General features: G+C 70.0%; 19 protein-coding genes. 10 read left to right on the top strand and 9 right to left on the bottom strand.

Annotation, left to right across the window (positions count from 1 at the left end; translation table 11 throughout):
* Positions 1-55: 55 nt before the first annotated feature.
* From EYW49_RS04315 to EYW49_RS04330, 4 genes are all read right to left on the bottom strand, one after another.
* The gene (locus tag EYW49_RS04315; protein ID WP_131306557.1) at positions 56-943 is read right to left on the bottom strand and encodes a DUF3108 domain-containing protein; all 888 of its coding nucleotides are present in this window, start codon (positions 941-943) and stop codon (positions 56-58) included.
* A gap of 161 nt (positions 944-1,104) precedes the next feature.
* Positions 1,105-2,997 (bottom strand): cobaltochelatase subunit CobT, encoded by a 1,893-nt coding sequence (gene cobT, locus EYW49_RS04320; protein WP_131306559.1) that lies wholly within the window; start codon positions 2,995-2,997, stop codon positions 1,105-1,107.
* Positions 2,998-3,130: 133 nt separating this feature from the next.
* The gene (cobS, locus tag EYW49_RS04325; RefSeq protein WP_131306561.1) at positions 3,131-4,147 is read right to left on the bottom strand and encodes a cobaltochelatase subunit CobS; all 1,017 of its coding nucleotides are present in this window, start codon (positions 4,145-4,147) and stop codon (positions 3,131-3,133) included.
* A gap of 191 nt (positions 4,148-4,338) precedes the next feature.
* Entirely contained in the window at positions 4,339-4,974 is a 636-nt protein-coding gene (locus tag EYW49_RS04330) for a J domain-containing protein (protein ID WP_131306563.1), read from the bottom strand.
* A 166-nt stretch (positions 4,975-5,140) separates the two neighbouring features.
* On the opposite strand from EYW49_RS04330, the gene EYW49_RS04335 reads away from it, so the two are divergent.
* The 4 genes from EYW49_RS04335 (at position 5,141) to cysN (ending at position 9,386) form a co-directional block, all read left to right on the top strand.
* Positions 5,141-5,401, top strand: coding sequence for a BolA family protein (locus EYW49_RS04335; protein ID WP_131306565.1), 261 nt, complete (start codon positions 5,141-5,143; stop codon positions 5,399-5,401).
* 92 nt (positions 5,402-5,493) lie between these two features.
* Positions 5,494-6,342: a 3'(2'),5'-bisphosphate nucleotidase CysQ gene (cysQ, locus tag EYW49_RS04340; RefSeq protein ID WP_131306567.1), complete on the top strand. Its 849-nt coding sequence runs from the start codon at positions 5,494-5,496 to the stop codon at positions 6,340-6,342.
* Positions 6,343-6,567: 225 nt separating this feature from the next.
* A complete protein-coding gene (gene cysD, locus EYW49_RS04345) occupies positions 6,568-7,476 on the top strand; it encodes a sulfate adenylyltransferase subunit CysD (RefSeq protein WP_131306569.1) in 909 nt (302 codons plus the stop codon).
* Entirely contained in the window at positions 7,476-9,386 is a 1,911-nt protein-coding gene (gene cysN, locus EYW49_RS04350) for a sulfate adenylyltransferase subunit CysN (RefSeq protein ID WP_131306571.1), read from the top strand. The genes cysD and cysN overlap by 1 nt, the downstream gene beginning before the upstream one ends.
* Here the strand turns inward: cysN and EYW49_RS04355 are convergent.
* Positions 9,350-10,000 (bottom strand): TetR/AcrR family transcriptional regulator, encoded by a 651-nt coding sequence (locus EYW49_RS04355; RefSeq protein ID WP_206365377.1) that lies wholly within the window; start codon positions 9,998-10,000, stop codon positions 9,350-9,352. The two genes, cysN and EYW49_RS04355, sit on opposite strands and share 37 nt — an antisense overlap.
* A gap of 84 nt (positions 10,001-10,084) precedes the next feature.
* Here EYW49_RS04355 and EYW49_RS04360 point away from each other — a divergent pair, with 84 nt between their 5' ends.
* Complete coding sequence (locus tag EYW49_RS04360) at positions 10,085-10,849, top strand: SDR family oxidoreductase (protein ID WP_131306575.1); 765 nt, start codon at positions 10,085-10,087, stop codon at positions 10,847-10,849.
* 34 nt (positions 10,850-10,883) lie between these two features.
* Here the strand turns inward: EYW49_RS04360 and aroB are convergent, their stop codons facing one another.
* Both aroB and EYW49_RS04370 read right to left on the bottom strand, forming a co-directional pair.
* The gene (gene aroB, locus EYW49_RS04365; RefSeq protein WP_131306577.1) at positions 10,884-12,008 is read right to left on the bottom strand and encodes a 3-dehydroquinate synthase; all 1,125 of its coding nucleotides are present in this window, start codon (positions 12,006-12,008) and stop codon (positions 10,884-10,886) included.
* Positions 12,005-12,637: a shikimate kinase gene (locus EYW49_RS04370; RefSeq protein ID WP_131306671.1), complete on the bottom strand. Its 633-nt coding sequence runs from the start codon at positions 12,635-12,637 to the stop codon at positions 12,005-12,007. Before EYW49_RS04370 ends, aroB begins: the two co-directional genes overlap by 4 nt.
* 179 nt (positions 12,638-12,816) lie before the next feature.
* On the opposite strand from EYW49_RS04370, the gene EYW49_RS04375 reads away from it, so the two are divergent.
* The 4 genes from EYW49_RS04375 to EYW49_RS04390 all read left to right on the top strand — a co-directional run bounded on the left by EYW49_RS04375 (position 12,817) and on the right by EYW49_RS04390 (position 16,731).
* Positions 12,817-12,963, top strand: coding sequence for a histidine kinase (locus EYW49_RS04375; RefSeq protein ID WP_131306579.1), 147 nt, complete (start codon positions 12,817-12,819; stop codon positions 12,961-12,963).
* 1 nt (position 12,964) lies between these two features.
* Positions 12,965-13,909, top strand: a complete 945-nt coding sequence (locus EYW49_RS04380; RefSeq protein ID WP_131306581.1) for a site-specific tyrosine recombinase XerD — start codon at positions 12,965-12,967, stop codon at positions 13,907-13,909.
* 255 nt (positions 13,910-14,164) lie between these two features.
* Positions 14,165-15,118: an acetyl-CoA carboxylase carboxyltransferase subunit alpha gene (locus EYW49_RS04385; protein ID WP_131306582.1), complete on the top strand. Its 954-nt coding sequence runs from the start codon at positions 14,165-14,167 to the stop codon at positions 15,116-15,118.
* A gap of 287 nt (positions 15,119-15,405) precedes the next feature.
* Positions 15,406-16,731, top strand: coding sequence for a L,D-transpeptidase family protein (locus tag EYW49_RS04390; RefSeq protein WP_131306584.1), 1,326 nt, complete (start codon positions 15,406-15,408; stop codon positions 16,729-16,731).
* A 218-nt stretch (positions 16,732-16,949) separates the two neighbouring features.
* Here EYW49_RS04390 and secA read toward each other — a convergent pair whose 3' ends face one another.
* The gene (gene secA / locus EYW49_RS04395) at positions 16,950-19,703 is read right to left on the bottom strand and encodes a preprotein translocase subunit SecA (protein ID WP_131306586.1); all 2,754 of its coding nucleotides are present in this window, start codon (positions 19,701-19,703) and stop codon (positions 16,950-16,952) included.
* Positions 19,704-20,169: 466 nt separating this feature from the next.
* On the opposite strand from secA, the gene EYW49_RS04400 reads away from it, so the two are divergent.
* A complete protein-coding gene (locus EYW49_RS04400; protein ID WP_165498126.1) occupies positions 20,170-20,997 on the top strand; it encodes a peptidylprolyl isomerase in 828 nt (275 codons plus the stop codon).
* 76 nt (positions 20,998-21,073) lie between these two features.
* On the opposite strand, the gene EYW49_RS04405 is transcribed toward EYW49_RS04400, so the two are convergent.
* Entirely contained in the window at positions 21,074-21,685 is a 612-nt protein-coding gene (locus tag EYW49_RS04405) for a TetR/AcrR family transcriptional regulator (protein WP_131306590.1), read from the bottom strand.
* Positions 21,686-21,907: the final 222 nt, after the last annotated feature.

Below are 21,907 nucleotides of genomic sequence, written 5' to 3' on the forward strand. Positions count from 1 at the left end.
TCCCGACTGCGACGACCCTCGCGCCGCGAGCCCCCGGGCCCGCGGCGTCTTCGTATCAGGGCGTCGGGGCGGGGATCGAGCCGGTGGTCTCGGTCGCGGCGGTGCCGCCGTCGGCGCTGCGGCTGCCCTTGGCCTCGAAGCGATAGGCATAGACCTGGAGCAGGCCGAAGGGCGTGCCGACCACGATCTTGTAGGGCACCAGCATCTGGGTACCGGCGAGCGGCACGAACCAGATCGAGAATTCGAGATTGCGCTCGAACTTCTCTTCCTCCGGCGACAGCGGCCGGTAGCCGGCGATCGCCTTGTAGTTGACCGCGCAGACCAGCGCCGGGCCGGCGTAGCCCTCCTTGCCCTGGACCTCCATGCGGGCGCCGTAGACCATCCGCAGGTCGTAGCGGACGCGGCCGTCGAAGACCCGGGCGGTGTGGTCGCAGTTGGCGGTGGCCATCGGGTCACGGCCGGGCGGCACGGCGACGACGAAGGCGGCGAGGGGATCGATGACGTTGCGCTTGTGCTCGGGCAGCAGCGGTACGCGGCGATCCCAGCCGGGAAAGTGCAACTCGGTGGCGGAGAGCTGGGCGACCGCGCCGCCGGCGAAGCTCATCTCGACGTGATTGGACTGGGGCCCGCCTTCGATCGCCACCGAATAGCCCTTGGAGGCGATCTGGGTGCCGGAGGCGCGACCGGAGGCGGTGGCCAGCGCCGAGCGATTGGCGATGATCGCCGCGAGGCCGCGGATCTGGGCGTCGACGGTGGCGCGATACTCACCGTTCGGCGCGACCGCGAAGGCCAGGGTGCCGGAGGCGATCGGGAAGCCGCCGAGGGTCGCGGCATAGGTCGCGTCCAGGGTGGTCTCGGCGGCGGACGACGGCGCGAGGCCGGCGATCTGCGCCGCCAGGCCGAGGACGGCCAGGCCGCCGAGGGTCGTGCGTTGCACCGGCATCGGGAGTTCCTCCGTTCAGTCGCCACTTCGACGGGCCAGGGCGGTCGCCCGTCCGCGCCGGGAGCCAGTGCTCCCCGGCCTCCTTTGTGGATCGGGTAACCTTATCGAAGCGTTAATCGCCGACGCTTTTCCCCCCGCGGCCAGCCGCACCGAGCGACGGCTCAGGCGCGGCGGGGGCGGCCGGCGGCGGCCTTGGCGGCGGCGCGGGGGTCGATCCGGGCGTTCTCGTCGAACAGCGCGGCGAGCTGGTCGGTCATGGCACCGGCCAGTTCCTCGGCGTCGACGATGGTCACGGCGCGCTTGTAGTAGCGGGTGACGTCGTGGCCGATGCCGATGGCGATCAGCTCGACCGGCGAACGGGTCTCGATGTCCTCGATCACCCGGCGCAGGTGGCGTTCGAGATAGTTGCCGGGATTGACCGACAGGGTGGAATCGTCGACCGGGGCGCCGTCGGAGATCATCATCAGGATGCGTCGGCTCTCGGAGCGGGCGAGCAGGCGCATGTGGGCCCAGTCGAGGGCCTCGCCGTCGATGTTCTCCTTGAGCAGGCCCTCGCGCATCATCAGGCCGAGGTTGCGCCGCGACCGCCGCCAGGGCGCGTCGGCCGCCTTGTAGACGATGTGGCGCAGGTCGTTGAGGCGGCCGGGGGTCGGCGGCTTGCCGGCCTGGAGCCAGGCCTCGCGCGACTGCCCGCCCTTCCAGGCGCGGGTGGTGAAGCCGAGGATCTCGACCTTGACGCCGCAGCGCTCGAGCGTGCGGGCGAGGATGTCGACGCAGGTCGCCGCGACGGTGATCGGGCGGCCGCGCATCGAGCCGGAATTGTCGATCAGCAGCGTGACGATGGTGTCGCGGAAATCGATGTCGCGCTCGCGCTTGAACGACAGGGGCGCCATCGGATCGATCACAACCCGGGTCAGCCGGGCGGTGTCGAGCACGCCCTCCTCGAGATCGAACATCCACGAGCGGTTCTGCTGGGCCATCAGCTTGCGCTGCAGGCGGTTGGCGAGCCGCGCCACGGCGCCCTGGAGCGGCGCCAGTTGCTTGTCGAGATAGGCGCGCAGGCGGTCGAGCTCGGCCACGTCGCACAGGCCCTCGGCGTGGACGACCTCGTCGAAACGGGTGGTCCAGACCTTGTAGTCGTCGATCGGCGGGCGGTTGGACAGCGGCCGGTCGGGGCGGCGGGCATCGGCCGCGGCCTCGGCTTCCGCCGCGTCCTCGGCGACCTCGTCGGCATAGCCTTCGGAGCTCTCGACGTCGCCCTTCTCGTCGTCCTCGCCGGCGGTCTCGGAGGCCGAGGCTTCGGCGCGATCGGAGCCGTCCTGGGTGTCGGGCTCGCCGGGGGCGTCCTGGTCTTCGCCCTTGGCGTCGTCGCCGTCCTGATCGGCGTTCTCGTCCTCGGGCTCCTCGCCGTATTCGTCGGCCATGTCGAGGGAAGCGAGGATGTCGCGCACCAGATGGGAGAAGGCGCGCTGATCGCCGATCGCCCCCTCCAGGCGCTCCAGACGGCCGGCGGTCTTCTCCTCGATGTGGTCGCGCCAGGCGTCGGCGATGCGGGCGGCGGCGGGGGGCGGGGCCATGCCGGTCAGGCGCTCGCGGACGATCAGGGCGAGGGCGTCGGCGATCGGCGCGTCGCCGCGGTCGGCGACCTCGGCCGAGATCTGGGTGCGGCGATAGCGGTCCTCGAGCATCGAGGCGAGATTGGCGCGGACCCCGTCCATGCGGCGGGCGCCGATCGATTCGCAGCGGGCCTGTTCGACCGCCTCGTAGACGGCGCGGGCCTCCTGGCCCTCGGGGCGATAGGTGCGATGGACCGCTTCGTCGTGGGCGGCGAGGCGCAGCGCCATCGAATCGGCCTGGCCGCGCAGGATCGACGCCTCTTCGCGGGTCATCTTGCGGCTGGGCTCGGGCAGACGGGCGGTGTGGCCGGTCAGCGCGGCGCGGTCGATGCCGAAGGCGACCTCGAGATCGGGGACCCGCGCGATCGCCCGGATGCAGGCGGCGAGCGCCTGCTTGAACGGTTCGTTGGGCGGGGGGGTCTTGTCCTTGGGAGCCACGGCGGATCGATCTTCCCTTCGGCGCCGCTCTTCGGCGTGCCCGTCGAATCGGCGGATGGTCCGGGCCGCGACGACGCCGTCGCAACCGGGGGGACGCCGACGGGCCGTGAGGCTCCGCCGGCGGCGCGCGCCTTCAGCTCAGGACGACGTTCAGCGCGCTCTCCGGCAATTCCTTGCCGAAGCAGCGCTGGTAGAACTCGGCGACCTTCGGCCGCTCGGTCTCGTCGCACTTGTTGAGGAAGGTCACGCGGAGCGCGAAGCCGAGATCGCCGAAGATCTCGGCATTCTCCGCCCAGGTGATCACGGTGCGCGGGCTCATCACCGTCGACAGTTCGCCCGCCACGAAGGCGTTGCGGGTCATGTCGGCGATGCGGACCATGCGGCCGACCGTCTCGCGGCCTTCCGGGTTCTCGAAGTGCTTGGCCTTGGCCAGCACGATGCCGACCTCCTCGTCGTGCGGCAGGTAGTTGAGCGAGGTGACCACCGACCAACGGTCCATCTGGGCCTGATTGATCTGCTGGGTGCCGTGGTAGAGGCCCGAGGTATCGCCCAGCCCGATCGTATTGGCGGTGGCGAACAGGCGGAAGGCGGGGTGCGGACGGATGACCCGGTTCTGGTCGAGCAGGGTCAGGCGGCCGGAGCTCTCCAACACGCGCTGGATCACGAACATCACGTCGGGGCGGCCGGCGTCGTATTCGTCGAAAACCAGGGCGACGTTGTTCTGATAGGCCCAGGGCAGGATGCCGTCTCGGAACTCGGTGACCTGCATGCCGTCACGGACGACGATGGCGTCCTTGCCGATCAGGTCGATGCGCGAGATGTGGCTGTCGAGATTGACGCGCACGCAGGGCCAGTTGAGGCGGGCGGCGACCTGCTCGATGTGGGTCGACTTGCCGGTGCCGTGGTAGCCGGTGATCATCACCCGACGATTGCGGGCGAAGCCCGACAGGATGGCCAGCGTGGTGTCGCGATCGAACAGGTAGTCGTGGTCGATCTCCGGGACGTGCTCGTCGGGCGTCGAATAGGCCGGCACCCGGAGGGTGCTCTCGAAGCCGAAGGTGTCCTTGACGGAGATCGTGGTGTCGGGCAGTCCGGCGCGGATCACGTCTTCGACGGGTCGCCCGTCCAGAGTCTTCTCGATGTCCGTCATCTCGCCTCCGTCCCCGTCCGTCCGCACCCAGCGGGTCGCCGTCGGTTTCATCGACGAACGGGGAGTGTTGGTTTCAATCGCGCGACTTTAGCCAACGCAGAGCCGGTGCACCAGCCGTGCCGTCACCCGTCGTGCGACGGGAGGGGTCCGCTCATGGCTTCCATGCGTCGACGCCATGGGTGGGGGCGGGATCAGCACACGCCGGCCTGGCGCAGCAGCTTGTAGGCCTGGATGATTTCCTGGAGCAGCGCTTCCGACGAACGGTCGCCGCCGTTGGCGTCGGGGTGGTGGCGCTTGACCAGTTCCTTGTAGCGGGCGCGGATCTCTTCCGGCGAGGCGCGCTCGTCGAGATCGAGGGCGGTGAGGGCGCGCTTCTCCAAGGGCTTGGCCTTGCGCACCGGTTCGGTGCGCGGCCCGCCCTGGACGCGTCCGCGCATCCGTCCGAACACCACGCGCGGATCGCCGGAGCGGCGGGTCCAGTCGTGCGGCATCTCGAAATCTTCGGCCGGCCGGGCGCGGACGGCCTCGGTGTCGGGGTTGACGCCCATGGTCCAGGTCGGGCGATGACCGGTGACCGCGTCCTTCTGCCAGGCGGCGACCGCGGAGTCCGGCATGCCGGAGAAATAATCGTACGACTTGTTGTAGAGGCGGACGTGATCGATGCAGAAATGGTGGTACTGGCCCTCGCGACCTCTGCCCTTCGGCGCAGGATGCGAGCCGGCGGCGTCGCAGCCACCCCATTCGCACACGGGAAAGCGACGCCGAGCGACCGATTCGGGGTCCGGTTTGACACGTATGCGGTCGAAGAAGTCGGGTTCGAAAGTCATCCGCCGATTATGGGGTTTCGGCGCCTCCGTCACAAGACGGCGCGCGCGGGGGTGAGAAGGACGTGATCGAACGAAAGGGCGGGGTCACCGACGCGGCGACCGAGGTTTCGGATTCGACGCGAGGAGCGTTAACATATCGCCAATGAGTTTCGACCGGGATCGCTCCATGACCTATCGCCAGCGCATGATCGACAAGCTCACCGCCGCCTTCGCGCCGACCCTGCTCGAGGTCGAGGACGAATCGGCGCGCCATCACGGCCATGGCGGGGCGCTGCCGGAGGGCGAGACCCATTTCGCGATCCGCATCGTCGCGCCGGCGTTCCAGGGCGTGTCGCGGCTCGCCCGACACCGCATGATCCACGAGGTGGTGGCGGCGGAGCTGGCCGAGCGGGTCCACGCCCTGTCGATCGAGGCCGATCCGAGCTGAGGCGCGGCGCGGCGACGATCGGCCGGCTTTCGCGCCGCCGCCGGGCGTGATACCGGCACGCCCTGTCGTTCCCACGAGGTCGCCCCGCGCCGATGTCCACCGATTCCGCCCTGGTCACCGCCCTGACCGACGCCGCGCTCGAGGCCGGGGCGGCGATCCTCGCGGTCTATGGATGCGACTTCGCGGTGATCGCCAAGGCTGATCGCAGCCCGGTCACCGACGCCGACGTCGCCGCGGAAGCGATCATCGTCGCGGCGCTCGGGCGGTGTCTTACCGGCGTGCCGGTGGTCGCCGAGGAGGCCTGCGCGGCGGGCCACGCGCCGGGCTCCCTCGGGCGGCGCTTCGTGCTGGTCGATCCGCTCGACGGCACCCGCGAATTCGTCTCGCGCAACGGCGAGTTCACCGTCAACATCGCGCTGGTCGAGGACGGGCGGCCGGTGGTCGGGGTGGTGCTGGCGCCGGTGCTCGGGCTGATCTGGGTCGGCGAGGTCGGGGTCGGGGCGCGGCGCGGCCGGGTCGAGGCGGACGGCGGCGTCGCCTGGACGCCGATCGCGGTCACGGCGGCGCCGGTCGAGGGCTTCCGGGTGATGGCCAGCCGGTCGCATGCCGGGGCCGAGACCGAGGCGCTGCTCGCCCGGTTGCCGGTGGTGGCGCGGGTGGCGGTCGGCTCGTCGCTCAAGTTCTGCCGCCTCGCCGAGGGCGCGGCCGATTTCTATCCCCGCCTCGGGCGGACCATGGAATGGGACACCGCAGCGGGCGAAGCGGTGCTGCGGGCGGCGGGCGGCACGGTGGTGCGGTTCGACGGCACGCCGCTGGTCTACGGCAAGACCGCGGACGCGCCCGACGGGGCCTTCGCCAACCCGGCCTTCCTGGCCTTCGGCGATCCGGCCTGCGAACGGGCGGTGCTCGCCCGGCTGGGCGGCCGGGCGCCGGCCAAATAAGCAAGGGGTTGCGTCCGGTGTCGGCGACGGCGAACATCATGCCGCCATTCGGCCCGACGACGCAAAGCCGAGGGCTTTCGCGGGGCAATCGCGGGTACGTCGATCCGGCGGCGGCCGGCGCCGGCCGGGCGGGCGGCCTTGTCGCCGGGGACCCCGCCCCCTAAACCCCGTCGTCGCCGGACGCGGGGAGCGCCTAAGGGCCGAAGTCAGTTTCGAGGAGTGCCGATGCCGATCGCCCGAGACTCGCATCTGAAACGCCTGGAAGCGGAATCGATCCGCATCCTGCGCGAGGTGGCGGCGGAATTCCGCAATCCGGTGATGCTCTATTCGATCGGCAAGGACTCGTCGGTGATGCTCCACCTGGCGATGAAGGCCTTCTACCCGGCCAAACCGCCGTTCCCGCTGCTCCATGTCGACACGACCTGGAAGTTCCGAGAGATGATCGCCTTCCGCGACGCGACGGTGAAGCGGCTGGGGCTCGAGCTGATCGTCCACGTCAATCAGGACGGCGTGCGTGCCGGGGTGACGCCGTTCAGTCACGGCTCGTCGACCTACACCCACGTGATGAAGACCGAGGGTCTGAAGCAGGCGCTCGACGCCCACGGTTTCGACGCGGCCTTCGGGGGCGCGCGGCGCGACGAGGAGAAGAGCCGGGCCAAGGAGCGGATCTTCTCGTTCCGCACCGCGAACCACACCTGGGACCCCAAGAACCAGCGGCCGGAACTGTGGAACGTGTGGAACGCCCGGGTCGCGCCGGGGGAATCGATCCGCGCCTTCCCGCTGTCCAACTGGACCGAGCTCGACGTCTGGCAATACATCCTGGCCGAAGAGATCCCGATCGTGCCGCTCTATTTCGCGGCGATGCGGCCGGTGGTCGAGCGCGGCGGCATGTTTATCCTGGCCGACGACGATCGCCTGCCGCTCGCCCCCGGCGAGACGCCGGAGATGCGGCTGGTGCGCTTCCGCACCCTCGGCTGCTATCCGCTGACCGGGGCGATCGACAGCGACGCCACCACGCTTCCCGACATCGTTCGCGAGATGCTGGTCGCCCGCACCTCCGAGCGTCAGGGCCGGCTGATCGACCACGACGAATCCGGGTCGATGGAGAAGAAGAAGCGCGAGGGCTATTTCTGATGAACGCCGTGCCGCTGGTCGACGATCCGAAGGCCTTCGCCGCCTATCTCGCGGCGCAGGAGCGAAAAGGGCTGCTGCGCTTCCTCACCTGCGGTTCGGTCGACGACGGCAAGTCGACGCTGATCGGGCGGCTGTTGATGGACACCAAGCTGGTGTTCGAGGACCACCTGACCTCGCTCGCCCGCGACAGCCGCAAGTTCGGCACCACCGGCGAGGACGTCGATCCGGCGTTGCTGCTCGACGGGCTCGAGGCGGAGCGCGAACAGGGCATCACCATCGACGTCGCCTATCGCTTCTTCACCACCGAGAAGCGCAAGTTCATCGTCGCCGACACCCCCGGCCACGAGCAATATACCCGCAACATGGCGACCGGCGCCTCGACCTCCGACCTCGCGGTGCTCTTGGTCGACGCCCGCACCGGACTGGTCGCCCAGACCCGGCGCCACGCCTTCCTGGTGTCGTTGCTGGGCATCCGCCACGTGGTGCTGGCGGTCAACAAGATCGATCTGGTCGACTTCTCTCGAGACGTCTTCGAGCGGATCCGCGACGACTTCGCGACCTTCGCCCAGGACCTCGGCTTCGAGAGCCTGGTCGCAGTGCCCTTGTCGGCGCGCTGGGGGGACAACGTCACGACCCGTTCGCCGCGCATGCCCTGGTACGACGGCCCGAGCCTGCTCGACCATCTCGAGACCGTCGAAGTCGCCGAGCGGGCGCTGCGCGGGCCGTTCCGCATGGCGGTGCAGTGGGTCAATCGCCCGGATCTCGACTTCCGCGGCTTCGCCGGGACGATCGCCTCGGGCGTGGTGCGGCCCGGCGACCGGGTGGTGGTGGCCAAGTCGGGCAAGATCGGCACGGTGGCGCGGATCGTCACCGCCGACGGCGACCTCGACGAGGGACGCGCCGGGGAAGCGGTGACCCTGACGCTGGCCGAAGAGATCGACATCTCGCGCGGCGATCTCCTCGCCGCGGTCGAGGCGCGGCCGACGGTCGCCGACCAGTTCGCCGCCCATCTGGTGTGGATGGCCGAGGAGCCGATGCTGCCCGGCCGCTCCTACCTCCTGAAGTGCGGCACCCGCACGGTGCCGGCGACGATCACCGACATCCGGCATAAGATCGACGTCGGCAGTTTCGAGCACCTGGCCGCCAAAGACCTGAAGCTCAACGAGATCGCGGTGGTCAACGTCGGGCTCGCCGAGGCGATCGCCTTCGACCCCTATGCCGAAAACCGCGAAACCGGCGCCTTCGTGCTGATCGATCGCTTCAGCAACGCCACGGTCGGGGCCGGCATGATCGACTTCGGCCTGCGGCGGGCGACCAACGTCCATTGGCAGGCGATCGACGTGACGCCGGCGGCGCGCGCCGGCCAGAAGAGCCAGACCCCGGCGGTGCTGTGGTTCACCGGCCTGTCGGGCTCGGGCAAGTCGACGATCGCCAACATCGTCGAGAAGAAGCTGTTCGCGCTCGGCCGCCATTCCTTCCTGCTCGACGGCGACAACGTCCGCCACGGGCTGAACCGCGACCTCGGCTTCACCGATGCCGATCGGGTCGAGAACATCCGCCGGGTCGGCGAGGTCGCCAAGCTGATGGTCGACGCCGGGCTGATCGTGCTGGTGTCGTTCATCTCGCCGTTCCGCGCCGAACGGCAGATGGTGCGCGAGCTGATCGGCGGCGAGGCCTTCGTCGAGATCTTCGTCGACACGCCGCTCGCCACCTGCGAGGCGCGCGACACCAAGGGCCTCTATGCCAAGGCGCGGGCCGGCACCCTGAAGCACTTCACCGGCATCGACAGCCCCTACGAGGCGCCGGTCGATCCGGAGATCCGCATCGACACCGCGACCGAGACCTCGGAAGAGGCCGCCGACCGAGTGATCCGTCAGATCCTCGGCGATGCCGTCGACTGGGTGATCTGAGCCGGCCAAGCGGTCATCGCCAGCGTCGCGACCGCCTCCAGCGCGGCGCGATCGGCGCCGTCGCCGGCCTGGATCGACATGCCTTCGAGCACCGTCATGTAGAATCGGGCGAGACCCGCGGCATCAGTGCCGGCGGGCAGGAGCCCGTCGGCGACGTCGCGTTCGATGCGGCGGGTCCAGTCGGCCTGGGTGCCGTCGGTCCGCAGGGTGCGCAGCCACGCCGCGAGGTCGTCGGCCCCGGGGCCGTGGTTGGTGGTGGAGAGAATCACCATGCAGCCCGGCGGATGCTCGCCGTCGGTGAAGGCATGGGCGGCGGCCCGCAGGCTCGCGGCGATCACCTCGCGCGCCGGGCCGCCGTCTTCCGCGGCGCGCCGGGCGAAGGCGCCGGGACCGGCCTGATAGGCGGCGATGGCTTCGCGGAACAGCGTCTTCTTGTCGCCGAAGGCGGCATAGAGGCTGGGCGGGGCAAGACCCATGGCGTCGGCGAGATCCTGGATGCCGGTCGCTTCGAAGCCGCGGCGCCAGAACATCCGCACGGCGATCTGGAGTGCGGCCTCGCGATCGAACTTGCGGGGGCGGCCCCTCGGCCGCGGGGCGGTGGGATCTTTTTTCATAGTGACCACTAAATATACCATTGACGGCGGACGGCAACAGGTTCATTTGTTTAGTTATCGCTAAACAAACAACGGAGCCATCCCATGCCTCGCCTTCACGACAAGATCGCCCTGGTCACCGGCGCCAGTTCCGGGATCGGCCGGGAAACCGCCCGGCTGTTCGCAGCCGAAGGCGCGCGGGTGGTGGTCGGCGCCCGCCGCGCCGCCGAACTGGAGAGCCTGGTGGCGGAGATCGTCGCGGCCGGCGGCGAGGCCGCGGCGTTGCCCGGCGACGTCGGCGACGAAGACTATCAGCGCGCCCTGGTGGCGCTGGCGGTCGACCGCTTCGGCGGGCTCGACGTCGCCTTCAACAACGCCGGCACCCTCGGTCCGGCCGGGCCGACCTCCGAGATCGAGCTCGCCGGCTGGAACGAGGCGCTGCGGACCAATCTGACCAGTGCCTTCCTCGGCGCCAAGCATCAGCTGCCGGCCCTGGTGGCGCGCGGCGGCGGCAGTCTGCTGTTCACCTCGACCTTCGTCGGGCACACCGTCGGCTTCCCGGGAATCGCCGCCTATGCCGCGAGCAAGTCGGGGCTGATCGGCCTGACCCAGGCGCTGGCGACCGAATACGGAGCGCGCAAGGTGCGGGTCAACGCCGTGTTGCCGGGGGCGGTCGACACGCCGATGTTCCGGACCTTCAACGCCTCGCCGGAGGCCGTCGGCCATCTCGCGGCGCTGCATGCCCTGGGGCGGGTCGCCGAGGTCGACGAGCTGGCGCGCGCGGCGTTGTTCCTCGCCTCCGACGACGCCTCGTTCGTCACCGGCACGGCGATGCTGGTCGACGGCGGCCTGTCGATCCATCGGGCCTGACGCGACCGCGCGGCGCCCCGGCGACGGGGCGCCGTCAGCCGACGAGCTTGTCGGCGAGGAAGTCGCGGACGAGCTCGGGCACCACGTCGTCGGCGACGAAGGCCTTGCCGATGCCGCGGGTCAGCACGAAGGTCAGGCGGCCGCGCTTGACCTTCTTGTCCTGGAAGATCGCCTGCATCAGGCCGTCGACCGTGCCGACCCCGCCGGGCACCTCGGCCAGCGTCGTCGGCAGGCCGGCGGCGGCGAGGTGGCGGGCGGCGCGGACCGCGTCGTCGGGCGACGCGAGGTTCAGGCGCGCCGAGAATTCGTGGGCCAGCACCATGCCGATGGCCACGCCCTCGCCGTGGACCAGCCGTTCGGCGTCGTAGTCGGTGGCGGTCTCCAGCGCATGGCCGAAGGTGTGGCCGAGATTGAGCAGGGCCCGCGGCCCGGTCTCCTTCTCGTCGATGCGCACCACCTCAGCCTTGGCGCGGCAGGCACGGGCCACCGCCTCGGCGCGGGCCGGACCGCCGGCGAAGATCTCGCCGCGGTGGATCTCCAGCCAGTCGAAGAAGGCGGGATCGTCGATCAGCCCATATTTGACCACTTCGGCGTAGCCGGCGCGCAGATGGCGCTCCGACAGCGTGTCGAGTGCCGCGGTGTCGGCGAGCACCAGCGAGGGCTGATGGAACAGGCCGACCAGATTCTTGCCGTGGCGGGTGTTGATGCCGGTCTTGCCGCCGACCGAACTGTCGACCTGGGCGAGCAGGGTGGTCGGCACCTGGACGAAGCGCATACCGCGCCGGACGATGCCGGCGGCGAAGCCGACCAGATCGCCGATCACCCCGCCGCCCAGCGCGATCAGCAGGTCGCCGCGTTCGAGCCGTGCCGACAGCACGCCGTCGACCACGCTGGCGAGGGTCTCGAAGCTCTTGGAGCTCTCGCCCGGCTGCACCACGATGGTCGAATAGCCGAGATCGGCGTCGGCGAGGCCGGCGGTGAAGCGGTCGAGATGATGCTCGGCGACGGTCTCGTCGGTGATCACCGCGTAGCGGGCGCCAGGGAAGCGGCGGGCGAGCTCGGCGCCGGCGGCGGCGATCAGGTCGGCGCCGATGACGATCTCGTAGGCCCGCGACCCGAGGGCGACGGGGACGACGGTCGCGCGGGCAGGATCGGTCATGGACAGTCTCCGGCGGGGGGCGCGCTCGGCGCCGCCGCGACGGCGGCGGGCGGGCGGGCGAAGAAGCGGTCGAGCGCCGCGACGATCTCGTCGGCGACGACGTCCTTGGAGACGTCGCGCGACGGCACGGTGAGGTCGGCCAGAGCATAGACCGGGTAACGCTCCTCGACGAGGCGGCGGATCGCGCCCTCCGGGTCGGGGCCGGCGAGCAGCGGCCGATTGGTCTTGTGGCGCAGGCGCTGGAACAGCACTTCGGGCGCGGCCTCGATCCACACCGAGACGCCACAGCGGGCGATCGCCGCGCGGGTCTCGGCGTTCATGAAGGCGCCGCCGCCGGTCGCCAGCACCTGCGGCCCCTCGCCGAGCAGGCGGCCGATCACCCGGCGCTCGCCGTCGCGGAAATAGGCCTCGCCGTATTCGGCGAAGATTTCGGGGATGGTCTGGGCGGCGGCGCGCTCGATCTCGACGTCGACGTCGGCGAAGGGCAGGTCGAGCCGCGCGGCGACCCGGCGCCCGACGGTGGTCTTGCCCGCGCCCATCATGCCGACGAAGACGATCGACCGCACGCCGAGGCCGGCGAGGATGCGCCGCGCGCGTTGAACGTCCGTCCGCTTGCCGTCGTTGCCCATCCGTGGTCCGTCCGCCGCCGACGCCGCCGTCGGATGGGCGAGCTTTCGCCCGGCGAGCGGCTCCCCGTCAAGCGTCACCTGCGCGCCGGCCCCTTGCGCCGGCCTGCCGCATCGGGGATTCTGGCGGCGGGCTATACTTCGGCCGGGCGATCGATTCGCCGATACAAGGACTGATCCCGATGCCGAGCCTCGTTCGGTTTCTCGTCGGCGTCGCCGTGGTCACCGGGCTCGGCGCCGCCGCCGTGGTGGTGCTGGCGACGTTCGTCGATCCGCATCCTCGCGAAATGACCATCCGTGTGCCTCAGGACCGCTTCGAGGCGCGCTGACATGGCCGGGCGGTTCCGCGTCGAGACCTTCCTGGAGATGCTCTCGGCCGAACGCGGCGTGGCGCTCGCCACGCTCGAGGCCTATGGCCGCGATCTCGACGACTTCGCGAGCTTCCTCGCCGCGCGCGGCCTGGCGGTCGACGCGGCCGGCGCGGTCGACGTCGCCGACCACATGGCCGATCTGGCGGCGCGCGGCATGGCCGCCTCGACCCAGGCGCGGCACTTGTCGACGCTGCGCCGGTTCCACCGCTTCCTCTATGCCGAGGGCTTCCGCAGCGACGATCCGACCGGCACCGTCGACGCGCCGAAGAAGCGCCGGCCGCTGCCCAAGGTGCTGAGCGTCGAGGCGGTCGGGCGGCTGATCGCCGCCACCGAGGCCGATGCGGCGCGCGAGGTCGGTGCCGACGGCGCGCCGCTCGGGGCGGCCGAGCGCGGGCGGGCGCTGCGCCTCCACGCCATGCTGGAGACGATCTATGCCTCGGGCCTGCGGGTCTCGGAGATGGTGTCGTTGCCGGCTTCGGCGGCGCGCGGCGGCGAAGCCTTCCTGACGGTGCGCGGCAAGGGCGCCAAGGAGCGGCTGGTGCCCCTGTCGGCGCGGGCCCGCGCCGCCATGGCCGCGCATCTGGCGCATCTGAAGGTGACCGGCAAGGGCGTGTCGCGCTGGCTGTTCCCGTCGTGGAGCGAGAGCGGCCACGTCACCCGTCAGGCCTTCGCGCGCGATCTCAAGGAGCTCGCGGTGCGGATCGGGCTGCCGGGCGCGGCGGTGTCGCCGCACGTGCTGCGCCACGCCTTCGCCTCGCACATCCTCGCCAACGGCGCCGATCTCCGGGTGGTGCAGCAGCTGCTCGGCCACGCCGACATCTCGACCACCCAGATCTACACCCATGTGCTCGACGAACGGCTGCGGGAACTGGTGGAAAGCCGCCATCCGCTGGCCGGCGATTGACCGCAGGGGGCCGGCGCGCCCTGCGCGCGGGGCGGAGCGGCGGCCCGGTCGCTTGACTTTCGGGGGCGGGCGTGGCGATTTGCGGGCCGACGGTGCCGGCGCGGCCCCCGCGATCGGGGTCGCGCGCAGGGTTGCGCCCGTCCCTCGCGGGCGGGCCGAACAGGTGCCGTGCAGGGGGCGGACCCGTCCCGATCCGACACCTCCGACGGGAGGGTGCTCGGGTCCCTCTCATCCCCGAGTGGACGAATCGCGGACATGCGCAGCTATCTCGAATTCGAAAAGCCGGTCGCCGATCTGGAAGGCCAGATCCAGGAACTGCGCGCGCTGGTCGACAAGGGCGAGGCGGTCGACGTCAAGGACGAGATCGAGAAGCTCGAGGCCAAGGCCGGTCAGGCGCTGACCGACCTCTACCTCAAGCTCACCGCCTGGCAGAAGACCCAGGTGGCGCGCCATCCCGACCGGCCGCATTTCGTCGACTACGTCGAGGCGCTGATCGACGACTTCACCGAAATGGCGGGCGACCGCAGCTTCGGCGAGGATGCGGCGATCGTCGGCGGCTTCGGGCGTTTCCGCGGCCAGCCGGTGGCGGTGATCGGCCACGAGAAGGGCGCCGACACGGCGTCGCGGCTGACCCACAATTTCGGCATGGCCCGGCCCGAGGGCTACCGCAAGGCGGTGCGCCTGATGCAGACCGCCGAACGATTCGGCCTGCCGGTGATCACCCTGGTCGACACCGCCGGGGCCTATCCGGGCATCGGCGCGGAAGAGCGCGGCCAGGCCGAGGCGATCGCCCGGTCGACCGACTGCTGCCTCGGGCTCGGGGTGCCCAACGTCGCGGTGATCATCGGCGAGGGCGGTTCCGGCGGGGCGATCGCCATCGCCGCCACCAATCGCGTCCTGATGCTCGAACACGCGATCTATTCGGTGATCTCCCCGGAAGGTGCGGCGTCGATCCTGTGGCGCGACAGCGCGCGCGCTCAGGACGCCGCGACGGGGATGAAGATCACCGCGCAGGACCTGTTGAAATTCAAGGTGATCGACGCGATCGTGCCCGAGCCGGTGGGGGGCGCCCATCGCGCCCCGGCGCAGGTGATTGCCGCGACCGGCGCGGCGCTGGACAAGGCGCTCGGCGATCTCGCCGGCCTCGGCCCGGACGAACTGCGGCGGGTGCGGTGGGACAAGTTCCTGGCGATCGGACGCTCGCTGTGAGGCGGCACACGCCGTCCCGATTCGGGACGTCGKTTTACCCGCCGTTCACCACGTCGGGCGATCTCGAGACCGCCACACCGTGTTTTGCCCCGATCGAGGATTTGGGTTAGTCTCGGTTCCGCGGATCGAGATCCGTGGGCCACTGCGATCGTCGCCATTCGGTAACCATCGCGCAAGGGACCGGGGGCTAGGGTGATCCCGAGACCCCGCGTGCCGAGAGCGGTGCCGGGTGCTCGGTGCAACGTCCGGATCGGTTCGCCGACCGGAAGTTCAGGACGGATGGGTTCATGTTGAAGTCGGTGTTGCGTGTCGCGGCGATCGCCTCGGTGGGGCTCACGGTCGCCTCCTGTCAGGACGAGATGCAGTCGACCCTCGGGGGCGCCAAGGCGATCCGGCCGCTCAAGGCCGAGACGGTCGCCCTGATGGACTCCAAGGGCATGCGCAAGGAGGATCCGATCCTGGTGCGCGCCTTCAAGCAGGAAGCGACGCTGGAGATCTGGAAGCGCGACAAGACCGGCACCTACGCCTTCCTGAAGAGCTATCCGATGTGCTCGTGGGGCGGCACCGTCGGCCCGAAGATCAAGGAAGGCGACAAGCAGTCGCCGGAGGGCTTCTACACGGTGACGCCGTGGCGGATGAACCCCAACTCGCAGTTCCATCTGGCCTATGACATCGGCTATCCCAACGCTTTCGACCGAGCGCTGGGGCGCACCGGCGCGGCGGTGATGGTGCACGGCAACTGCACCGGCTCGGCCGGCTGTTTCGTGATGACCGACGAGCAGGTCGAAGAGATCTACGGGCTGGCCCGCGAGGCGCTGGCCGGCGGCCAGAAGTCGTTCCAGGTCCAGGCCTTCCCGTTCCGGATGACCGCCGAGAACCTCGCGCGCCATCGCCGCAACCCCAACATGGCCTTCTGGAAGAACATCAAGAAGGGCTACGACCACTTCGAGGTCACCCATCTCGAGCCCAAGGTCGACGTCTGCGATCGGCACTACGTGTTCGACGCGAAGCCGAAGGATCCGCTGGCCACCACCTTCAATCCGACCGGGGCCTGCCCGACCTACGAGGTCGCGCCGGAGATCGCCACCGCGGTGGCGGCCAAGGAGACGCAGGACGATCAGGCCTTCCGCGTGGCGGTGGCCGAGATCGAGGACGCCGACCGCAAGGAAACCGAGCGGATGGTGGCCGAGAAGTTCGAGAAGTCCAAGCCTCAGGGCGGGACGGCGATCGCCGCCTGGTTCGGCGCACCGGCGCCGGACACCACCGGGTCCGTGGGCCTCACGCCCATCGACGTGCCGCTGCCCAAGGCCTCGCCGTCGGTGTTCGCCGGCGTGCAGATGGCCGCTGCGGCGACCGAACCCGCTCCGGCCGCCCCGACGTCGGGGGGCCTGACAACCCACCTGTTCGGCTTCGGCGCGACGTCGACGCCGGACGCCGCGTCTTCGGCGATCGATGCCTCCGCCGTCCGGCCGATCGACGTGCCGGTTCCGGCGGCCCGGCCCGGGGCGGTGCGCACCGCGGCGATGCAGTCGGCGGTGCCGGCCCCCGTGCCGGTCGAAGCGCCGGCCGAAGACCGGCCGCTGTGGAAGCGGATCAATCCTTTCGGCGGCTGACCGGCTCCCGCTGCGGCGGGCGCCGTCCCGACCCCAATGTGCGAGGCCGCCGAGGGCAACCCGGCGGCCTCGCACATTGGGGTCGGGGGCGGACGGCGAGTTGTGCCGGAGCCGTGGCGGGCGACCGCTCGGAGGCCCCACGGTCGGTCCGACAGACGCGAGAGGCCGCCCGTCGGGTGCCGGGCGGCCTCGGTCTCGTTCGGATCGCTTCGGCGGCCTCAGACGAAGGCGCCGTGGCAGTGCTTGTACTTCTTGCCGGAGCCGCAGGGGCAGGGGGCGTTGCGCGCCACGGGACCCCAGGTCGAGGGATCGTTGGGATCGACGGCGCGGCCGAGCGGGGCCTGACCGGTGAACTCGTCGCGGCCGGTGCCGGCGTCGAGATGGCGGGTCTCCAGGCCGGTGGTCTCCGGGGTCGGCTCGGGCTGGACCAGTTCGATGCGCATCATCTGGGTGGTGACGGCGCGGCGCAGGCCGGACAGCAGAGCCTCGAACAGCGTGAAGGCCTCGGTCTTGTACTCGTTCAGCGGATCGCGCTGGGCGTAGCCGCGGAAGCCGATCACCTGACGCAGGTGGTCGAGGGTGACGAGGTGTTCGCGCCACAGGTGGTCGAGGGTCTGCAGCAGCACCGCCTTCTCGACATAGGCCATGGTCTCGGCACCGAAGCGTTCGAGCTTGTCGGCCATGATCGCGTCGGCGGCTTCCGTCACGCGGTGGATCACCTCTTCCTCGGCGATGCCCTCTTCCTTGGCCCAGGCGTCGACGGCGAGTTCGACCGAGAGAATCTCGACGAGTTCCTCGTGGAGGCCGGCGACGTCCCACTGCTCGGGATAGGCGTTCTCGGGAATGTGCTTCTTGACCAGATCGTGGACGACGTCGTGCCGCATGCCGGTGATGGTCTCGCCGACGTCCTCGCCGGTCATCAGTTCGACGCGCTGCTCGAACACCACCTTGCGCTGGTCGTTCATGACGTTGTCGAACTTCAGGATGTTCTTGCGCAGGTCGAAGTTGCGGGCCTCGACCTTCTGCTGCGCCTTCTCCAACGCCTTGTTGATCCAGGGATGGACGATCGCCTCGTCCTCCTGGAGGCCGAGCTTCTGCAGCATGCCGTCCATGCGGTCGGTGCCGAAGATGCGCATCAGGTCGTCCTGCAGCGACAGGAAGAACTTGGAGTGACCGGGGTCGCCCTGACGGCCGGAGCGGCCGCGCAGCTGGTTGTCGATGCGCCGGCTCTCGTGGCGCTCGGTGCCGAGGACGAACAGGCCGCCGGCGGCGATCGACTTGTCCTTCAACACGGTGACCGCGGCGCGGATCGCCTGGGCGGCGGCCTCGCGCTCTGGGCCTTCGGGCATGTCGGCGAGCTCGTAGCGGATACGCATGTCGGCGTTGCCGCCGAGCTGGATGTCGGTGCCGCGGCCGGCCATGTTGGTGGCGATGGTGATCGCTCCGGGCAGGCCGGCCTGGGAGACGATCACCGCCTCCTGCTCGTGGTAGCGGGCGTTCAGCACCGTGAACACCTTCTCGCCCTCGGCGCCCTTGTAGAGCTGGGCGATGGCGCCCGGCGCGGTCAGGTCGATCTGGGCGAAGCCTTCCTTGATCAGTTCCTCGGCGAGCAGTTCGGACTTCTCGATCGAGGTGGTGCCGACCAGGATCGGCTGACCGCGGCTGTGGCAGTCCTTCACCAAGCGGATGATCGCCCGGTATTTCTCGGCGGCGGTGCGATAGACCTCGTCGTCGTCGTCGGCGCGGCTGACCGGCATGTTGGTCGGAATGTCGATGACTTCGAGATTGTAGATGTCGAGGAACTCGTCGGCCTCGGTCAGCGCCGTGCCGGTCATGCCGGCGAGCTTCTCGTACATGCGGAAATAGTTCTGGAAGGTGATCGAAGCGAGCGTCTGGTTCTCGGGCTGGACGGTGACCCGTTCCTTGGCCTCGAGCGCCTGATGCAGGCCTTCCGAATAGCGGCGGCCGGGCATCATGCGGCCGGTGAACTCGTCGATGATGACGACCTCGTCGTTCTTGACGATGTAGTCCTTGTCGCGCTGGAACAGCGTATGGGCCCTGAGCGCCTGATTGACGTGGTGGACCACGGTGACGTTCTCGACGTCGTAGAGGCCGTCGCCCTTGAGCAGGCCGGCACCGGCCAGCGCGCGCTCGATCTTCTCCATGCCGACTTCGGTGAAGGAGGTGGTGCGCTGCTTCTCGTCGATCTCGTAATCGACCTTGGGCGTCATGCCCGGGATGAACTTGTCGATGGTGTTGTAGAGGTCGGAGCGGTCGTCGAGCGGACCGGAGATGATCAGCGGGGTGCGCGCCTCGTCGATCAGGATACTGTCGACCTCGTCGACGATCGCATAGGGGTGGCCGCGCTGGACCATCTGCACGAACTCGTACTTCATGTTGTCGCGCAGGTAGTCGAAGCCGAGCTCGTTGTTGGTGCCGTAGGTGACGTCGCAGGCGTAGGCGACCTTGCGCTCGTCGTCGTTCATGCCGTGGACGATGACGCCGGTGGTCAGCCCGAGGAAGCGGTAGATCTGGCCCATCCACTCCGAGTCGCGCTTGGCGAGATAGTCGTTGACGGTGACCACGTGGACGCCCTTGGCGGGAAGGGCGTTCAGGTAGACCGCCAGGGTGGCGACCAGGGTCTTGCCTTCGCCGGTCTTCATCTCGGCGATCTTGCCCTCGTGGAGGACCATGCCGCCGATCATCTGGACGTCGTAGTGGCGCTGGCCGATCACCCGCTTGGCGGCCTCGCGCACCGTGGCGAAGGCGGGCACCAAGAGGTCGTCGAGGGGCGTGCCTGCGGCGAGCTGTTCGCGGAAGGCGGCGGTCCGGGCGCGCAGGGCGTCGTCGGAGAGCGCGGCGATCTCGGGCTCGAGGGCGGCGATGGCATCGACGCGCGGGCGGTAGGCCTTGACCTTGCGGTCGTTGGCGGAGCCGAAGAGCTTCTTGGCGAGCGTTCCGAGGCCGATCATCGTGGCCCTTCCTCAATTGCGTGGCACAGGCGGCGTGTCGTCCGTCCCCGCTGGAGGCGCGGGGGGCCGTCGAGAGGCGAGTCGTCGTCGCGAACCGTCGCCGCCCGACTTCGGCGGCTGCGACCCTGATGGATCCGATCCGACGACGAAGAGATGACGCCGATCCGGCGCGACCCGGACCCACCTCGGTCGGACGACGCTCGAGACCGCGCACGACCGGCCGCTCCCGCGCCCTTCGGGCACGCGTAACGGCTCGGTTCAGATAAGAGTGGGTCGGATGGTTGTCAACGGCGCCGCTTCGGGCCAATCTCCGCGGCGAATCCGATCCCGGTTGCGGCACGCGGCGTCATATCTTCGCCATGACCGACGCCGAAGTCTGCCCCAGGGGCGCCGCACCCCGCCCGTCCCCGGGCCGACGCGGCTCACGGCGCCCGAGCCTTCCCGCGCAACGAGGACATTCCATCCCATGACTGGACACCGCACATTCGCCGCTCTCGCCTTCGCCGCCGTCGTCGGTGCGGCGATCGTCGGCCCCGCCCGGGCCGAAGACAAGGTCTATGCCAAGGTCGACGGGCAGCCGATCACCGAGAGCGAAGTCGCGACGATGACCGCCAGCCTCGCCCAGCAGCTCGCGTCGCTGCCGGAAGACGCCCGCCGGCGGGCCGTGGTCGACCGTCTGGTCGACCTGCGGCTGATCGTCGGGGCGGCGAACAAGGCCGGCCTCGACAAGAGCGACAGCTTCAAGGCGCGCATGGACCAGATCCGTTCCCAGCTGCTGGTCGGCGAGTTCGTCAAGGTCAAGGTCGAAGCGGCGGTGACGCCGGAGATGATCAAGGCGCGTTACGACAAGGACGCCGCCGCCTACACCCCGCCGGAAGAACTGCACGCCCGTCACATCCTGGTGAAGACCAAGGAAGAGGCTCAGGCGATCATCGTCGACCTCGACAAGGGCGGCGACTTCGCCAAGATCGCCGAGGAGAAGAGCCAGGATCCGGGTTCGGCCAAGCAGGGCGGCGACCTCGGGTTCTTCGGCCCGGGCGACATGGTGCCGGAATTCGACAAGGCGGCCGGCGCGCTGGCGGTCGGGGCGATCACCAAGGAGCCGGTGCAGACCCAGTTCGGCTTCCACGTCATCAAGCTCGAGGAAAAGCGCAAACAGCCGCTGCCGGCGCTCGATCAGGTCCAGGACCAGGTGCGTCAGGCGGTGGTCGGCGAATTGTTCACCAGCAAGCTCGACGAGCTGAAGAAGGCCTCCAAGATCGAGATCGACGAGGCGGCGATCAAGGCGAAGTGATCGACCGCGCTGCGATTCGCGTCGGGCGGCCGGGTCCTCGGGAACGAGGGTCCGGCCGTCGTCGTCTGCGGGCGGCTCAGCCACGGCGCGCCGTACGGCCGGCGATCAGGGTGGCAACCAGCCCGGGCAGGTCGGCGGGATCGAGGCGGCCGGTCAGCAGGCGGAACCAGTTCATCGCCGCGACGTATTCGCGCAAGGTCAGCGCCTCGCCGGCGTCGGTGAGGTCGCCGCGGGCGAGCGCCCGGTCGAAGATCGGGGTCAGCGAAAAATTCGGCGCGGTCCACTGCCCGGCGATCACCGCGCGGGCGGCGTCGTCCTGTTGGGCTTCGGCGATGATCCCGGCATAGGCCCGGCCCGCGGGGGTCTCGCGCCAGAAGCGCCAGAGATCGGCGAGCACGGCGAGGAGATCGCCGGCGAGGTCGCCGGTGTCGTGGTCGGGCAGTTCGCGGTGCTTGCGCCGGTCGTAGACCTCGAGCAGCAGTGCGGTGCGGTTCGGCCACCAGCGATAGAGGGTCGGTTTGCCGGCGCCGGCCCGGCGCGCCACCGCCTCGAAGGTGAGTCCGCCCGAGCCGCGCTCGGCGAGAATCGCCTCGGCCGCATCGAGGATCGCCGCATGGCTCGCTTCGGAGCGGCGCGGGCCGGCGGAATGGCGAGTCGGGGCGGTGAGGGGCGGGACGGGGTCGGACATGCGCTCACCTTAATGCGGAATTGGCTCGGATTGAATCGGCTCGCGAGCGGGTTCGGGTTTCGTCGGCGGGGCCGTGCCGATCGCCGGGGCCGGGGTGCAGAGCACAGTGGGGGCCCGAGCGGCAGCAATCGAGACGGCCGGGCCGGGTGGCGTCGAGCCGACGAGCGCCGCTGCGATCGGGCGAACCCGTGCCGCGGGTGTGAAGACCGGTGCGCGCCGGTA

The sequence above is a fragment of the Siculibacillus lacustris genome, assembly GCF_004328075.1.
Classification (GTDB): domain Bacteria; phylum Pseudomonadota; class Alphaproteobacteria; order Rhizobiales; family Ancalomicrobiaceae; genus Siculibacillus; species Siculibacillus lacustris.

Bases quoted from the DNA above. Each gene is read 5' to 3' on its own strand.
- EYW49_RS04355 (WP_206365377.1), bottom strand. From the start codon at position 10,000: ATGAAAAAAGATCCCACCGCCCCGCGGCCGAGGGGCCGCCCCCGCAAG.
- EYW49_RS04370 (WP_131306671.1), bottom strand. From the start codon at position 12,637: ATGGGCAACGACGGCAAGCGGACGGACGTTCAACGCGCGCGGCGCATC.
- EYW49_RS04335 (WP_131306565.1), top strand. From the start codon at position 5,141: ATGACCTATCGCCAGCGCATGATCGACAAGCTCACCGCCGCCTTCGCG.
- aroB (WP_131306577.1), bottom strand. From the start codon at position 12,008: ATGACCGATCCTGCCCGCGCGACCGTCGTCCCCGTCGCCCTCGGGTCG.
- EYW49_RS04360 (WP_131306575.1), top strand. From the start codon at position 10,085: ATGCCTCGCCTTCACGACAAGATCGCCCTGGTCACCGGCGCCAGTTCC.
- EYW49_RS04380 (WP_131306581.1), top strand. From the start codon at position 12,965: ATGGCCGGGCGGTTCCGCGTCGAGACCTTCCTGGAGATGCTCTCGGCC.
- EYW49_RS04400 (WP_165498126.1), top strand. From the start codon at position 20,170: ATGACTGGACACCGCACATTCGCCGCTCTCGCCTTCGCCGCCGTCGTC.
- cysN (WP_131306571.1), top strand. From the start codon at position 7,476: ATGAACGCCGTGCCGCTGGTCGACGATCCGAAGGCCTTCGCCGCCTAT.
- cobS (WP_131306561.1), bottom strand. From the start codon at position 4,147: ATGACGGACATCGAGAAGACTCTGGACGGGCGACCCGTCGAAGACGTG.
- secA (WP_131306586.1), bottom strand. From the start codon at position 19,703: ATGATCGGCCTCGGAACGCTCGCCAAGAAGCTCTTCGGCTCCGCCAAC.
- EYW49_RS04330 (WP_131306563.1), bottom strand. From the start codon at position 4,974: ATGACTTTCGAACCCGACTTCTTCGACCGCATACGTGTCAAACCGGAC.
- EYW49_RS04375 (WP_131306579.1), top strand. From the start codon at position 12,817: ATGCCGAGCCTCGTTCGGTTTCTCGTCGGCGTCGCCGTGGTCACCGGG.
- cysD (WP_131306569.1), top strand. From the start codon at position 6,568: ATGCCGATCGCCCGAGACTCGCATCTGAAACGCCTGGAAGCGGAATCG.
- EYW49_RS04390 (WP_131306584.1), top strand. From the start codon at position 15,406: ATGTTGAAGTCGGTGTTGCGTGTCGCGGCGATCGCCTCGGTGGGGCTC.
- EYW49_RS04385 (WP_131306582.1), top strand. From the start codon at position 14,165: ATGCGCAGCTATCTCGAATTCGAAAAGCCGGTCGCCGATCTGGAAGGC.
- cysQ (WP_131306567.1), top strand. From the start codon at position 5,494: ATGTCCACCGATTCCGCCCTGGTCACCGCCCTGACCGACGCCGCGCTC.
- EYW49_RS04405 (WP_131306590.1), bottom strand. From the start codon at position 21,685: ATGTCCGACCCCGTCCCGCCCCTCACCGCCCCGACTCGCCATTCCGCC.
- EYW49_RS04315 (WP_131306557.1), bottom strand. From the start codon at position 943: ATGCCGGTGCAACGCACGACCCTCGGCGGCCTGGCCGTCCTCGGCCTG.